Raw genomic sequence first — 14,878 nt, 5'->3', positions numbered from 1 at the left:
CAGATTCAAATTCCTCTGGGCGACGGTGGTCGTCGCCTTCGACGAGCCGGTGCTGTCGCGGCTCCTCGGGCGGCGGCGCGGCTGGATGGCGCTCGCGCAAGGCTGCGCCTTCCTGTCCCTTCTGGCCATGGCGGCGACGGACCCGATCTCGTCGCTGCCGCTGCTCGGACTGGCGGCCTTCCTGCTCGCCTTCTCGGCCGCCACCCAGGACATCGTTGTGGACGCCTGGCGCATCGAGGCGGCGGGCATGGAACGCCAGGGCATGATGCTGGCGGCCTACCAGCTCGGCTACCGCTTCGGCCTCATCTCGGCCGGCGCCGGGGCGCTCGTGTTGGCGAGCTCGTCCGGATGGCAGGTCTCCTACCTGACCATGGCCGCCCTGATGCTGATCGGGCTCGTGGCCTCGCTGCTCGCGCCGGCCCCGCCGGAACGGGAGCGCGTCCCGGCCGGCGCGCCGCGTCCGCCCTTCTCGTTCGGCCGCGCGGTCTGGGCGCCTCTGGCCGACCTGTACCGCCGCCAGGGTCGCAAGCTCGTCGCCATCCTGCTGCTGGTCGCCTTCTACCGCATGCCGGACTTCATCTCCGGCGTGATGGCGAACCCGTTCTACATCCGGCTCGGCTTCACCCTGCCGGAGATTGCCGCGGTGTCGAAGCTGTACGGCATCTGGATCGGCATGATCGGCGCCTTTGTCGGCGGGTTCTCGATCCTCCGGTTCGGCCTCTATCCGACGCTGGTGGCCGGCGCGATCGCGGGCGCCGGCTCGAACCTCGCCTTCTCCTGGCTCGCCTACGGGCCGCCGGAGGTGTGGCGGCTCGCCGTCGCGGTCTCGATCGACAACTTCTCCGGCACCTTCGCGGGCACCGCCCTGATGGCCTACATGTCCGGGCTCACCGGGCTGGGCTTTGCGGCGACGCAATACGCGCTTCTCTCCTCGCTCTATGCGCTGCCCGGCAAGCTGGTCTCGGGCCTGTCCGGCTTCGCGGTTGCGGCCTGGGGCTTCCCGGCCTTCTTCGCCGCGACGGCGGCGGTCGGCATCCCGGTTGTGGCGCTCTGCCTGCTCTACGGTCGGGCGGTGCGGCCGCCTGAACCCGCGGTCGCGGCAACCGCGGTCGACCCCGTCGAACCCGACACGCTCGCTCCCGCCCGTCCGGCCTGACATGGACTCGTCCGGCGACCTGCTGGCCGACCGGCGCTACGCCTATGCCGAGGCCTCGTTCCAGGAGGGCGACCTCGAAGCCGCCGCCGATCTCGCCCGCCAGGTGCTCGATCTGGTGGCCGGCTACGCGCCCGCCTGGTTCCTGCTGGGGCAGGCCCGCGAGGCGCAGTTCCGGGCCGGAGACAGCGGACCCGAGGCCTCCACCCTGTTGCGCGACGCCGTCGCGGCCTACGAGAACGCTGTCCGGTGCGCGCCCGAGGACCGGCAGGGCGCCCGCGCCCGGCTGGCCGGGCTCGGGATCGGCGATCCCCTCCAGGCCGTGGCGCCCGCCTATGTGCGAGCGCTGTTCGACGATTACGCGATCCGGTTCGACCGGCATCTCACCCGTTCGCTGCGCTACCGGGGGCCCGAACTTCTGCACGACGCGGTGCGCCGGGCATGCTCGCTGCGGTTGCGGCCCTTCCGGTTCGACACCGCCCTCGATCTCGGCTGCGGCACGGGGCTCGCGGCCGAGCTGTTCCGGCCCGCATGCCGGCACCTCGCCGGCGTCGACCTGTCGCCGGCCATGCTGGAGAAGGCGCGCCGGAAGAATCTGTACGACGAGGTCGAGGAGGCCGACCTCGCGGCTTGGCTGAGCGGCCGGCCGTCCGGGGCCGCCGACCTGATCCTGGCAGCCGACGTCTTCGTCTATCTGGGGGACCTCGATCCGGTCGTGGCCGCGGCCGCCGCGGCGCTCGCGAAGGACGGGCTGTTCGCCTTCACGGTGCAGGCGCACGAGGGCGAGGGCGTCGTGCTCGGCGAGGACCTGCGCTACGCGCATGCGGAGCCTCACCTGCGGGCCCTCGCGGCCCGCCACGGCTGGACCGTGGTTCTGTGCGAGACCGTCTCGACTCGGGAAGACCGCGGCGTGCCGGTGCCGGGGCGGCTCCTGGTCCTGGCTCGCTGACGCAGCCCGCGGCTCGCCGCCGGTTTGGAGAGGGCCCCGGCTCCTGTGTACAGGGGTGCGTGACGTATCCGGATCTTCCGCCAGCATTTCAGGACTGGTTCGCCTCCCGGGGCTGGGAGCCGCGGCCGCATCAGCTCAGCCTCCTCGAGAAGGGCAGGGCCGGCCGCTCGGTGCTGCTGGTCGCCCCGACAGGGGCGGGCAAGACCCTAGCTGGCTTCCTGCCGAGCCTGGTGGAGCTGTCCAGCCGGCCTCCGGAACCGGCCGGCCGCGCGGCCCCGGCTCGCCGCCTGCACACGCTCTACATCTCGCCCCTCAAGGCGCTCGCGGTCGACGTCGCCCGCAACCTGGAAACGCCGGTCGCCGAGATGGGGCTGCCGGTCGCGGTCGAGACCCGCACCGGCGACACGCCGCCGCACAAGCGCAAGCGCCAGGTCGAACGCCCGCCCGACATCCTGATGACCACCCCGGAGCAGCTCGCGCTGCTGTTGGCCAGCCGCTCGGCCGAGGAGCTGTTCGGGGGCTTGCGGCGGGTGGTGCTGGACGAGCTGCACGCGCTGGTGACCTCCAAGCGGGGCGACCTCCTGGCGCTCGACCTCGCCCGCCTGCACCGGCTCGCGCCCGGGCTCCAGGCGGTCGGCCTGTCCGCCACCGTGCGCCAGCCCGAGGCGCTGCAGCGTTACCTGGTGCCGTGGCGGCGGCCCGAGACGGAGCCGGACGCCGCACCGGCCGGGGAGGGCCGTGAGCCCGGGCCCCTGGCCGACCTCGTGGTGGTGGCCGGCGGGGCGGAGCCGGACATCCGGCTCCTGACACTCGACCGCGACCTGCCGCTGGCCGGCCATATGGGCGCGCTGTCGCTGCCGGCGATCTACCGCCTCATCCAGGACCACAAGACGACGCTCGTCTTCACCAACACCCGCTTCCAGGCCGAGTTCACCTTCCAGGAGCTGTGGCGGATCAACGAGGACACCCTGCCGATCGCCATCCACCACGGCTCGCTCGACCGCGAGCAGCGGCGGCGGGTCGAGGCCGCCATGACCGCCGGCAAGCTGAAGGCCGTGGTCTGCACGGCCACGCTCGACCTCGGCATCGACTGGGGCGACGTCGACCTCGTCGTGAATGTTGGGGCGCCTAAGGGCGCCTCGCGCATCATGCAGCGGATCGGGCGCGCCAATCACCGCCTGGACGAGCCGTCGCGGGCCTATCTCGCGCCCACCAACCGGTTCGAGATCCTGGAATGCACGGCCGCGCTCGATGCCGTGCACGAGGCCGCCCAGGACACGCCCGATCCCCGGCCCGGCGCCCTCGACGTGCTGGCCCAGCACGTGCTCGGCATGGCCTGCGCCGGGCCGTTCTCGATGGAGGAGCTGTACGAGGAGGTGACCTCGGCCTCCCCCTATGCGGACCTGTCCTGGGAGGATTTCGAGCTCGTCGTCGATTTCGCGGCGACCGGCGGCTACGCGCTGCGGGCCTATGAGCGCTTCGCCAAGATCCTGCGCGGTCCGGACGGGCTGTGGCGCATCCGCGACGGCCGGGTCGCCCAGCAATACCGCATGAATGCCGGCACCATCGTGGGCGCCGGCCTGCTCAAGGTCCGCCTGCTGCGAAGCTCCCGCAAAAGCCCCGGCTCGCTGGTTCCGCGCGGCAAGGTGCTGGGCGAGATGGAGGAAGGGTTCTGCGAGATGCTGAGCCCCGGTGACACCTTCGTGTTCGCCGGCGAGGTGCTGCGGTTCGAGGGGATCCGCGAGGACGAGGCGCACGTGACCCGGGCCCCGGCCGGGACCGAGCCGCTGATCCCGAGCTGGGGCGGCTCCAAATTCCCGCTCTCGACCTTTCTGGCCGCCCGCGTGCGGCGCCTCCTCGCCGATCCGGCCGAATGGGGGCGGCTGCCGATGGGAGCCGACGAGTGGCTGCGGCAGCAGCAGCGCCGGTCGCTGATCCCGGAACCCGGCGATTTGCTGGTCGAGACCTTTCCCCGGCAAAGGCGGCATTACCTCGTGGCCTTTCCATTCGAGGGCCGGCTCGCCCACCAGACGCTGGGCATGCTGCTGACGCGGCGTCTGGAGCGCGCCCGCCTGCGCCCGCTCGGCTTCGTGGCCAACGATTACGGCATCGCGGTCTACGGCCTCGGCGACGTCGCGGCCCGGGTCGAGGAGGAGCCCGGCTTCCTGGACGAACTGTTCAGCGAGGACATGCTGGGCGACGACCTCGAGGACTGGCTGCACGAGAGCGCCCTGATGAAGCGGACGTTCCGGGATTGCGCCGTCATCGCCGGCCTGATCGAGCGCCGACATCCGGGCGAGAAGCGCCGGACGCAGCGGCAGACCAACATCTCGACGGACCTCGTCTACGACGTGCTGCGCCGGCACCAGCCGGACCACCTGCTGCTGCGGGCGGCGCGGGCCGACGCCGCCACAGGTCTCCTGGATGTGAAGCGGCTCGGGCTGATGCTGAGCCGCATCCGCGGCCGAATCAGGCATAAGCCGCTCGACCGCGTGTCGCCGCTCGCCGTGTCGCTGATCCTCGAGATCGGCCGCGAGCGGGTGTCCGGCGAAGCCGCGGACGAGATCCTGGCCGAGGCCGAACAGATGCTGCTCGAGGAAGCCAACGCGTGAGCGCCGCCTTGTTGGCCCAACAGTTGCGCCCCGAAGGGGTCGAGATCCGGCTGGCCGGCAGCCCCGCATTGCTGGATTCCTCCGGCGCGCTCTACCTGCCGGACAGCGAAACCCTGGTGGTGGCCGACCTCCACCTCGAGAAGGGTTCCTCGCTGGCGCGCCGCGGCTCGATGCTGCCGCCCTTCGACACGGGAGCGACCCTCGCGGCTCTCGCGGAGGCGATCAGCCATTTCCGGCCGGCCCATGTGGTGGCGCTGGGGGACAGCTTCCACGACCGGCGCGGCCCAGACCGGCTCCTCGCCTCGGATCGCCGGACCCTGGCCGCTCTGGTCGCCGGCCGGGACTGGACCTGGATTCTCGGCAATCACGATCCGGCGCTGCCCGAAGGCTTGGGCGGCCGGACCGCGGAGGAGGTCGAACTCGGTCGGCTGATCCTGCGGCACCATCCGGCACCCGGCTCCCAGCGCGAACTCGCCGGTCATCTCCACCCGGTCGCCAAGGTCGTGCTGCATGGCCGGGGCGTGCGGGCCCGGGCCTTTCTGACCGACGGGGACCGCTGCGTCCTGCCGGCCGTCGGGGCCTATGCCGGCGGGCTGAACGCCTGCGACCCCGCCTTCGACGAGCTGTTCCCGCGCGGCTTCACGGCGCATGTGATCGGCCGCCAGCGCGTCTTCTCGCTGCCGCGCGCGGCGCTCTGCGGCGACTAGCTGCCCGGGAGCACGTGCTGCCGGGCCCGCCAGCGGGCGGTCAGTCGCGCCGGAAGATCACGCTCGCGACCCAGCCGAAGGCGAGCGACAGGGCGCCGATCATCATGCCGTAGATGAGCGAGCGGTCCTGGGCGAAGACCGTGATCTGCTCCTCGAACCCGGTCTTGACCACCTCGAAGCTGGCATGGCCCCGCGCCAGCACCGCACCGCCCGACAGGAGGATGACCTCCACGTCGTAATTGCCGATGGTCGCGGTGGCCGGGATGGCCATGGGCGCGCGAAAGAACTCGCGGGTCACGAACACGACCCCGCGCTCGTGCTGGCTCCACAGCCCGTCGCGGGTCTTGAGCCGGATCAGGCCCGCCCGGAACGGGTTGTCGTCTTGGCCGCGGTCGATGGTGAATTCCGGCGCCTGCACGATGGCCGCGAGACCGAGGCGCAGTTGCGCCCGCAGCGCCGGGGGGGCGATCTCGGCGAGATAGCGCGAGGACAGGACGGTGAGGACGGACGGCACCGCCACGAACTTCTGCTGGCTCCGGTTCAGCCAGACGGGGCCGAACGGCTCCTTGCGGCGAACCGTGACGGGTTCGCGCGGTCCCCGCATGGTGACCACCACGTCATAGCCGTCGGGCCGGTCGGCGCTCTGGCCGTCCCGCTCGATGATGCCGAAGATCACGAGCTGGGCGCCCGTGTAGTTGGACCCGATGGCGACCTGGTTGGCCGACAGGGACGTGACCAGCCGCTCGGCGAGGGCCGGCCCGCTCCACAGACAGGCCAGCGCCAGCAGGGCGAGGCGGGCCCTCACCGGCGGCCCTCCGGCAGGTGCAGCGAGAACGGCTCGGCCGGCCGGACGGCGATTTCGGCCGCGAAGCGCATGCCGACGGCGAGGACCAGGATGCCGAGCAGGACCCGGAACAGGTCTGCCCGCAACGCCCGCCCGGCCCTCGCGCCGAACTGCGCCCCAAAAACCCCGCCGATGATCAGCATGATGGCCAGAACGATGTCGACCGCGCCATTCACGGCCGATTGGAGGATCACGGCGAGGAGCGCGGTGGAGAGCACCTGCACCTGTGAGGTGCCGATCACCACCCCGGTCGGGATCCGGAACAGATACAGCAGCGCCGGCACCACGATGAAGCCACCGCCGATGCCCAGCAGCGTGCCGACGAAGCCGACGGACACGGACAGGGCCAGGATCGGCAGGACGCTGGCATAGAGCTGCGAGCGCGGAAACCGCATCCTGAACGGCCAGCCGAACACCTTGGGATGCGAGCCGGCGCGCCGCCGCGGCCGCACCACGCCGCGACGGGTGCGGAAGAACTCGCGCAGGCTCTCGGCCAGCATCAGCGAGCCGATGGCGGTGAAGAGCGTGACGTAGGAGAGGACGATGACGAGGTCGAGCTGACCGGCCCGGCGCATGGCGGCGAAGACCCAGACGCCCGCGGCCGTGCCCACGAAGCCCCCGAGCGTGAGCACGCCCGCGAGCCGCAGGTCCACCGCGTCGCGCCGCAGGGCCGCGAGGGCGCCGGTGGTCGAGGAGGCCGTGATCTGGGCCGATTGCGTCGCCACCGCCACGGCGGGCGGAATGCCCAGGAAGATCAGGAGCGGCGTCATCAGGAAGCCGCCGCCGATCCCGAACAGGCCGGACACGAAGCCCACGGCCGCGCCCATCCCGAGGATCAGCAGAACGCTGACTGGCATCTCGGCGATGGGAAGGTAGATCTGCACGAATCCGCCCGGCAGGGCTCTCCCGACGAGCCCTCTCCATCTCACGGCGGGACCGCCCCGCGTCAACGGTCCGAGCCGACATGCCCGGATCGCTCAGATCAGCCCGCGCCTGAACGCCCGATGAGCGGAACCCTCGAGGCCGAAGGGCTTAGGCGCGCGCCTGCTTGGCGGGGCGCTTGCCCGGCGAGGCCGGTTCGGGCCAGCCCGCGGAGGGAGCCTGGACCTCGTTCGCGGCGCTGGCGGCAGGGATCGGGCGCCAGCGCTCGACGGCTGCTTTGACGCGGGCCAGATCCGGCGCCGGAAGGCGCTTGGCCAGTTCGTCGCGCTTGCGGGCCGCATCCTCGTCGCCGTCGGCCGCGGCCAGGGCGAGCCACTGATAGGCCTTGGCCACGTCCTGGCTGGTCCCGAGCCCGCGCGCGTGCAGAACCGCGAGATTGAACTGGCTGTCCCGCACACCCCGTTCCGCCGCGCGGGTGAACCAGATCACCGCTTCGGCGTAATCCGGCTTGCCACCGCCATCGGCCAGAAGCACGGCCAGGTTGTGCATGGCCCGGACATTGCCGCTCTCGGCAGCGCGCCGGTACCAGAGCTTGGCGGTCGCGAGATCGCGCGGAACGCCGAAGCCCTTCTCGTAGATGTTGCCGGTCCGGTACTGAGCCGGCGCGAGGCCCTTGGCGGCGGCCTTCTCGAACAGCTCTGCGGCCGCCTTGGGGTCGCGCGGCACGCCGCGACCCTCGGCGGTGCGAACCGCGAGTTCGTGCTGGGCGACCGGATCTCCGGCGAGCGCGGCGCTGCGGATGCCGGGCGGAAGCGCCGAGGCCTGATCCGGGGCGGGCCTTGCGGGCGGCATGGCCATGGGCACGGCGGCCTGCCGCTCGGCCTGAGCGGCTGGAGGCGCCGCGACCGGGGTCTGGTCACTGGCCACGGACGGGGCGGCCGGGCCGGGCGGCGTCGTGGCGCCCTCCGGGGCCCCGGCCGGGCTTGCGTCCCCGGCAGCGGCGGCCGGCATCGACGGGCTCGCCCTGGGCGCGATGGACTGGGTGGTGATCGGGTCCGGGACGCTCGGGGCCGGCAGTTCCGCAAGCCGCACCGTCGCGGCCGGGGCCGGCGCGATCATGGTGGCGGTCGGCGTGTCGCCCTGGGGCTCCGTGCCGACGGCGTTGCGGACGGCCTGCAGCGTTCCGATGGCCAGAACCAGGGCGGCCGCACTCAGCAGCAGCGGCCGGCGCCGCTCGTCGATCATGCGGCGCAGCCGGCGCACCAGATCGGCGGGCGAGAGCCGCGGGTCGCTGCGCGAGGTCTGAACCGAGGGGCGGGCGCCGCGCGGCTGCGCGGATTCGGCGGCGGCGGCCTGAGCCGCCCGGCGGGCGGCGGCAATGAAGCTCGAGCGGATGTCCGCCGGATCGGACCCGGCTGCCTCCAGGGCGCGGCCGGGAGGCGAGCCGGCCGGCGGGTTCGGGCGACCCGCGCCCGGCTCGAGCAGGATCTCGTCCTGCGCGGGGGCCTGCGGCGCGTCGTCCTGCGCGAGAGCTCGCAGGGCCGGGAGATCGGCTTGCGGGGAGTCGGCCGCCCCAAGCGCTGCAGACGCAAGCTCCGGCGGGGCCGCGTCCGGCTGGGCCCGGGAGGGGCCCGGGAGGGCGGGAACGCGGCTCGGGGTCGGGGCCACCGCCTCGGCGCGGGCGGGCGGGCCTTCGAGCGAGGTGATGCGAGTCACCACGTCTTCAAGCGTCGCGTGAACCGTGGCCAGACTGGCCTGCCTGCGCTCCTCGGCGGCGCTGTAATGCTCCTGGAAGCTGGCCAGGTGGCGCTCCACCTCCGCGGCGATCGGCAAGGCGCCGGCAGCCTCGGCCACCGCCGTGCGGGCGGCGTGCTCGGCGGCCGCGATGGCGCTCTCGCGCCAGCTCGCCACCTCGGCGAGCAGCTCGGACATGGAGCGTTCCAGCAGACCGAGCGCCGGGTCGCGGCCCGTCTGGGTCTCCTCGATCCGCGAGGCGAGCCCCTGGATCTGGCGTTCCAGGTGGTCCAGCGCGTCGGGGTCCTGGATGCGGCGCTCCACCCGGTCGAGCTTGTCGATCAGCGCGCACAGCATGGTCTCGATCGGCTGCCCGACCTCCCGCACCGCTTGCGCCATCTCTCGCCCGGGAGCCTGCCCGGAGGCTTGCAGCGCCCTCTGCACCTCGTCCAGGGCAGCCCGCATGTCGGCGAAGTCACCGGCGTCGATCTGGCGCCCGCCGAGTTCGGCGACCTCACGTTTCAGATCGGCGAGGTGCGTGCTGACGAGGGACAGGGCCTGCGGGGCGGCGGCGCTGGTCAGCAGATCTCTGACCTCGCCCACCTGGTGGGTCAGCGACCCGATCATGGCGGGATCGACCCCGCTCGCCGCGATGATGTCGAGCTTGTGCGACAGGATCTCCATCTCGCGCGAGTTGGTGATTCCGGAGCCCTGCACCTGCTGGTCCGCAAGCCGCCTGATCTCGGCCTGGAGCGCCTGCAACTCGGGAGCCTCGAGCTGGCTCTGGCTGGCCACGCGGAGCTCCGCGATGTCGGCCGTGAGGGACTTGATGCCCTGTTCGAGGCGGTCGAGGTCGTCGCGGGTCGCCACGGAGCTGCGCAGGGTGGCGATTTCGCCCCGGAGGGCGTCCGCCCCTTGGCTTGCGGCCGGGACGACCTCGTCGAGCCGGCCGGCGATGCGGGCCACATCGGCCTTCAGCGTCGTCAGGATCGCCGTCTGGGAGCGGGCGAGGGTGCCGAGGGCCGGCAATCCGGCCGGGGCCGGGGTCCGCAGCGGCCCGGCTTCGAGCTGGCCCTGGTGCTGGCGGATTTCCGTGACGGCGCTCAGCACTTCGGCGTCGATGGTGAGGCCGCGACGCCCGAGCGGCTTGGCGCCCCCGATGCGATCGCTGAGCTCCTGGATCCGGCTCTCGAAGCTGCGCAGCGCCTGGTCGAATTCGGAGGGGCCAGGCCTGTCGGAGGTTTCGGGCTGCGCGCTGAGCCGGGTTTCGATACGCTGGATCGCGCGGAGCGCCTCGTCCACGGCCGCCGGGTCCGTGGACTCGACCTTGCGTTCAATGACCTCGAGGCGCTGGCCGAGCGTATCCACGACGCCGGTGATCGTGGCGGCGGTGTCTTCCTGGGCCCGCGAGGCCGCGGCTGCGGTCTCGGCCAGTTGCTCCTGCGCCCGCTCGATCCAGGAGGCGACGGAGCCGAGAGCGGCCGCGGTCTTGGTGGCAGTCTCGATGGCGCGTCGCTCGCTCGCTCCGGTCACCGCGAGGAGCGCGTCGTAATCGACGGCCTGCTTCCGCCCGGCCCGGGCGGGGCGTTCGCTCGGCGCGGCCCCGGTGGTGTCGAGCTCTTCGGGACGGACGGCGCTTTGGGTCATGGCTGCTCGCACTTGCCGACGGGGAGAGCCGACGTCCCGCCGCCCCGTACGGGCAGGAAGCCGCGCCGCAGGCCGGCCGAACCGAGGTCAAAGCACTCGCAAATCGCCGGCCGCGTCGCCCTTACAATGTTGTCAACTAAGGTAAACGGGCGGTTAAGACAGGCCGCAATGGCGGCTTGATTGCTTTGTCTGAGAGATGACTTGCCGTAACATGCAAAGCCGGTTCGACACCGAACAGAGGATCAAGAATGCCGAGCTACAAGGCGCCCGTCGAGGACGTGCTGTTCATCCTCAACGATGTTCTGGTGATGGAGCGTCACCGCAACCTCGCGGGCTTCGCCGATGCAACGCCAGACGTCGTGGAAGCCGTGCTGCGGGAAGGTGCGAAGCTCTGCGAAGAGGAGATCGCGCCCCTGAATCGGATCGGCGACACGGAGGGGTGCCGGCGCGACCCGGACGGCGCGGTCCGCACCCCGACGGGCTTCAAGGCGGCCTATGACGCCTACCGGGCGGGCGGCTGGATGGGGCTCTCGGCGCCGGCCGAATATGGCGGTCAGGACCTGCCCACGACGCTCAACACCGTGATGCAGGAATTCATCTCGGCCGCGAATCTCGCCTTCGGCATGTATCCGGGCCTGACGCAGGGCGCGATGGCGGCCCTCGCCGTGCACGGCACGCCGGAGCAGAAGCAGCTCTACTTGCCGAAGATGGTGGAAGGCGCCTGGACCGGCACCATGAACCTGACCGAGCCGCATTGCGGCACGGATCTCGGCCTCCTCAAGACCAAGGCCGTCCCCAACGGCGACGGCTCCTACGCGATCACCGGCACCAAGATCTTCATCTCGGCCGGCGAGCACGACCTGGCCGAGAACATCATCCACCTCGTCCTCGCCCGCATCGAGGGTGCGCCGGCTGGCACCAAGGGCATTTCGCTGTTTCTGGTGCCGAAATTCCTGGTCGGGGAGGGCGGCGCGCTCGGCGCCCGCAACGGCGTGTCCTGCGGCGCCCTCGAACACAAGATGGGCATCCACGGCAACGCCACCTGCGTGATGAACTACGACGGCGCGACCGGGTGGCTGGTCGGCGAGGTCCATCGCGGCCTGAACGCCATGTTCGTGATGATGAACGAGGCGCGGCTCGCGGTCGGCATCCAGGGGCTCGCCCAGTCGGAGGTCGCCTATCAGAATGCGGTCAGCTACGCGAAGGACCGCCTTCAGGGCCGGTCGCTGAACGGCGCGGCCGCGCCCGACAAGCCAGCCGATCCCATCATCGTCCACCCGGACGTGCGTCGCACGCTGATGTTCATCCGGGCCTTCAACGAGGGCGCCCGCGCCCTGGCGCTCTGGACGGCCTTGTCCTCCGACGTGGCGCACCGCTCGGAGGACGCGGCCGAGCGGCAGGCGGCGGACGACCGGCTCGGCCTCCTGACCCCCGTGGTGAAGGGGGTGCTCACCGATCTCGGCTTCGACTGCACGGTGAAGGCGCAGCAGGTCTTCGGCGGGCACGGCTACATCGCCGAATGGGGCATGGAGCAGTTCGTCCGCGATGCCCGCATCGCCATGATCTACGAGGGCGCCAACGGCATCCAGGCCATGGACCTGGTCGGCCGCAAGCTCGGCCGCGACGGCGGCCGTGCCGTGATGGCCTTCTTCGGCGAGGTGGAGGCGTTCTGCCGCGACAACGGCCAGGACCCCGCCATGAAGCCGTATGTCGAGCCGCTCGCGAAGGGGCTCGGCCACCTCCAGGGCGCCACCATGTGGTTCATGCAGAACGCCATGGCGAAGCCCGACAATGCCGGCGCGGGCGCCACCGAATACATGCACCTGATGGGGCTCGTCGCCCTCGGCTACATGTGGGCCCGCATGTGCAAGGTCGCGCTGGACAAGCGGGGGGAGGGCAACGGCGCGGCCGCCCGCATGGACGCCAAGCTCGTCACCGGCCGCTTCTTCATGGAGCGCATGATGCCGGAGACCGGGGCCTTGTCCCGCCGCATCCAGGCCGGATCCGAGGCCATCATGGCCCTGCCGGCCGAGATGTTCTGACGCCGAGGGCTCGCGCGCCCGGCCGGGTGGCTATGACGGCCAGCCGGGCGCCACTATATCTTGGGCAGCGAGCGACCCGACAAGCCGCGCGAGGGCAGCATGGCCGAGGCCTTTATCTACGATCACGTCCGCACGCCGCGGGGGCGGGGCAAGGCGGACGGATCCCTGCACGAGGTCACGGCCTTGCGCCTCGCCGAGACGGCGCTGCGGGCCATCCGTGAGCGCAACGGGCTCGACACCCGGCTGGTCGACGACGTGGTGCTGGGCTGCGTCGATCCGGTCGGCGAGGCGGGCGGCGACATCGCCCGGGCGGCCGCCATCACGGCGGATTACGGCAACCACGTCCCGGGCGTGCAGATCAATCGCTTCTGCGCCTCGGGGCTCGACGCCGTGAACTTCGCGGCCGCGCAGGTGATGTCCGGCCAGCACGACATGGTGGTGGGCGGCGGCGTCGAGTCGATGTCGCGCATCGGCATCGGGGCCTCGGGCGGGGCCTGGCCGGTGGATCCCGCCATCGCCATTCCGTCCTACTTCATGCCGCAGGGCGTCTCGGCCGACCTGATCGCCACCAAATACGGGTTTTCGCGCACCGACGCCGACGCCTACGCGGTGGAGAGCCAGCGGCGCGCCGCCCGCTCCTGGGAGGAGGGCCGGTTCGCGAACTCCGTGGTCCCGGTCAGGGACGTGAACGGCCTCACGGTGCTGGGCCATGACGAGCACATGCGGCCGAAGACCGACATGCAGTCGCTCGCCAGCCTCAAGCCATCCTTCGTGCAGATGGGCCAGATGGGCGGGTTCGAGGCGGTGGCGATCGATGCCCATCCCGAGATCGAGGCCCTGAACTACATCCACCACGCCGGCAATTCCTCCGGCATCGTCGACGGCGCAGCGGCCGTGCTGATCGGCTCCCGCGAGGCCGGGGTGGCCGCCGGGCTCAAGCCGCGCGCCCGCATCCGGGCCTTTGCCAATGTCGGGTCCGAGCCGGCCCTGATGCTGACCGGGCCGGTGGACGTGACCGAAAAGCTGTTCCGGCGCAGCGGCATGACCAAGGGCGACATCGACCTGTTCGAGCTGAACGAGGCCTTTGCCTCCGTGGTGCTGCGCTACATGCAGGCCTTCGACCTCGACCCCGCCGAGATCAATGTCTGCGGCGGTGCCATCGCCATGGGCCACCCGCTCGGCGCCACCGGGGCGATGATCCTCGGCACGGTGCTGGACGAGCTCGAGCGGACCGGCAAGGGCACGGCCCTGGTCACGCTCTGCATCGGGGCCGGCATGGGCACCGCGACCGTCATCGAGCGCGTCTGAGCCGTCCTGCCGCGCCGCCTTTTCCTTTGCCGCACCGAGGCTCCTCGATGGATCTGACCAATTTCCGCCTCGAGACCGACCCGGACGGGATCGCGCTCCTGACCTGGGACATGCCGGGCCGGTCCATGAACGTCCTGACCGCCGAGGTGATTGGCGAGCTGTCGCGCGCCGTCGAGCACGTGGCCGGCACCGAGGGGATCACCGGCTGCGTCGTCACCTCGGGCAAGCCCTCCTTCTCGGGCGGGGCCGACCTTTCCATGCTCCAGGGCCTCGGGGCCGAATACGCCCGGCTGGCTGCCGAGGCCGGCCCGGAGGAGGCGATGCGCGTCTTCTTCGAGGAGAGCCGCAAGTTGTCGCTGCTGTACCGGCGGCTCGAAACCTGCGGCAAGCCCTTTGCGGCGGCCGTGCACGGGACCTGCCTCGGCGGCGCCTTCGAGTTGGCGCTCGCCTGCCATTACCGCGTTCTGTCCTCCGACGAGTCCACGCGGGTCGGGCTGCCCGAGATCAAGGTCGGGCTGTTCCCCGGCGCGGGTGGCACCCAGCGGGTGGCCCGGCTGATGCAGACCGGCGACGCCCTGCAACTCCTGTTCCGGGGTGAGCAGACGCGGGCCCTGATGGCCAAGAACATGGGCTTGGCGCACGAGGTCGCGAAGCCGGAGGAGATCGTCGAGAAGGCCAAGAGCTGGATCCGGGCCGGCGGCTCGCCGGTCGCGCCCTGGGACCTGCCGAAGTTCAGGCCGCCCTCCGGCAAGGTGTATTCGCCGGGCGGCATGATGATCTGGCCCCCGGCGAACGCGATCTACCGCCGCGAGACGCACGACAATTACCCGGCCGCCAAGGCGATCCTGCAATCGGTCTATGAGGGCCTGCAGCTCCCGATGGACCTCGCGCTGAGGGTCGAGAGCCGGTACTTCGCCAAGATCCTTCGGTCGCCGGAGGCGGCCGCGATGATCCGCACCCTGTTCCTGTCCAAGGGCGAGCTCGAAAAGGGCGCCCGGCG

General features: G+C 71.6%; 10 protein-coding genes. 7 read left to right on the top strand and 3 right to left on the bottom strand.

What is annotated here, in order from left to right:
- The 4 genes from JWR86_RS14875 to pdeM form a co-directional block, all read left to right on the top strand.
- Positions 1–1,156, top strand: a 1,156-nt coding sequence (locus JWR86_RS14875) for an MFS transporter (protein ID WP_299567002.1), incomplete at its 5' end; no start/stop codon positions are given.
- 1 nt (position 1,157) lies between these two features.
- Positions 1,158–2,102 (top strand): methyltransferase domain-containing protein, encoded by a 945-nt coding sequence (locus JWR86_RS14870; protein WP_299567000.1) that lies wholly within the window; start codon positions 1,158–1,160, stop codon positions 2,100–2,102.
- Between the two features lie 59 nt (positions 2,103–2,161).
- Positions 2,162–4,714: a ligase-associated DNA damage response DEXH box helicase gene (locus tag JWR86_RS14865; RefSeq protein ID WP_299566998.1), complete on the top strand. Its 2,553-nt coding sequence runs from the start codon at positions 2,162–2,164 to the stop codon at positions 4,712–4,714.
- The gene (gene pdeM / locus JWR86_RS14860; RefSeq protein ID WP_299566996.1) at positions 4,711–5,421 is read left to right on the top strand and encodes a ligase-associated DNA damage response endonuclease PdeM; all 711 of its coding nucleotides are present in this window, start codon (positions 4,711–4,713) and stop codon (positions 5,419–5,421) included. Before JWR86_RS14865 ends, pdeM begins: the two co-directional genes overlap by 4 nt.
- Before the next feature lie 40 nt (positions 5,422–5,461).
- Here the strand turns inward: pdeM and JWR86_RS14855 are convergent, their stop codons facing one another.
- The 3 genes from JWR86_RS14855 to JWR86_RS14845 form a co-directional block, all read right to left on the bottom strand.
- Positions 5,462–6,226, bottom strand: a complete 765-nt coding sequence (locus JWR86_RS14855; protein ID WP_299566993.1) for a TIGR02186 family protein — start codon at positions 6,224–6,226, stop codon at positions 5,462–5,464.
- Positions 6,223–7,149, bottom strand: coding sequence for a sulfite exporter TauE/SafE family protein (locus tag JWR86_RS14850; protein ID WP_299566991.1), 927 nt, complete (start codon positions 7,147–7,149; stop codon positions 6,223–6,225). Before JWR86_RS14850 ends, JWR86_RS14855 begins: the two co-directional genes overlap by 4 nt.
- Positions 7,150–7,297: 148 nt before the next feature.
- Positions 7,298–10,528 (bottom strand): hypothetical protein, encoded by a 3,231-nt coding sequence (locus JWR86_RS14845; protein ID WP_299566989.1) that lies wholly within the window; start codon positions 10,526–10,528, stop codon positions 7,298–7,300.
- 248 nt (positions 10,529–10,776) lie between these two features.
- Here JWR86_RS14845 and JWR86_RS14840 point away from each other — a divergent pair, with 248 nt between their 5' ends.
- From JWR86_RS14840 to JWR86_RS14830, 3 genes are all read left to right on the top strand, one after another.
- On the top strand, positions 10,777–12,570 hold the full coding sequence (locus tag JWR86_RS14840; protein ID WP_299566987.1) for an acyl-CoA dehydrogenase C-terminal domain-containing protein: 1,794 nt from the start codon (positions 10,777–10,779) through the stop codon (positions 12,568–12,570).
- Positions 12,571–12,669: 99 nt separating this feature from the next.
- Positions 12,670–13,878 carry an acetyl-CoA C-acetyltransferase gene (locus JWR86_RS14835; protein WP_299566985.1) on the top strand — a complete coding sequence of 403 codons (1,209 nt, stop codon included), beginning with the start codon at positions 12,670–12,672 and terminating at the stop codon, positions 13,876–13,878.
- A 47-nt stretch (positions 13,879–13,925) separates the two neighbouring features.
- On the top strand, positions 13,926–14,878 hold a 953-nt coding region (locus JWR86_RS14830; RefSeq protein ID WP_299566983.1), incomplete at its 3' end, for an enoyl-CoA hydratase-related protein.

The organism is Enterovirga sp. (genome assembly GCF_028290205.1).
GTDB lineage: Bacteria > Pseudomonadota > Alphaproteobacteria > Rhizobiales > Beijerinckiaceae > Enterovirga.
This window is presented reverse-complemented; position numbering and strand designations above follow the sequence as displayed.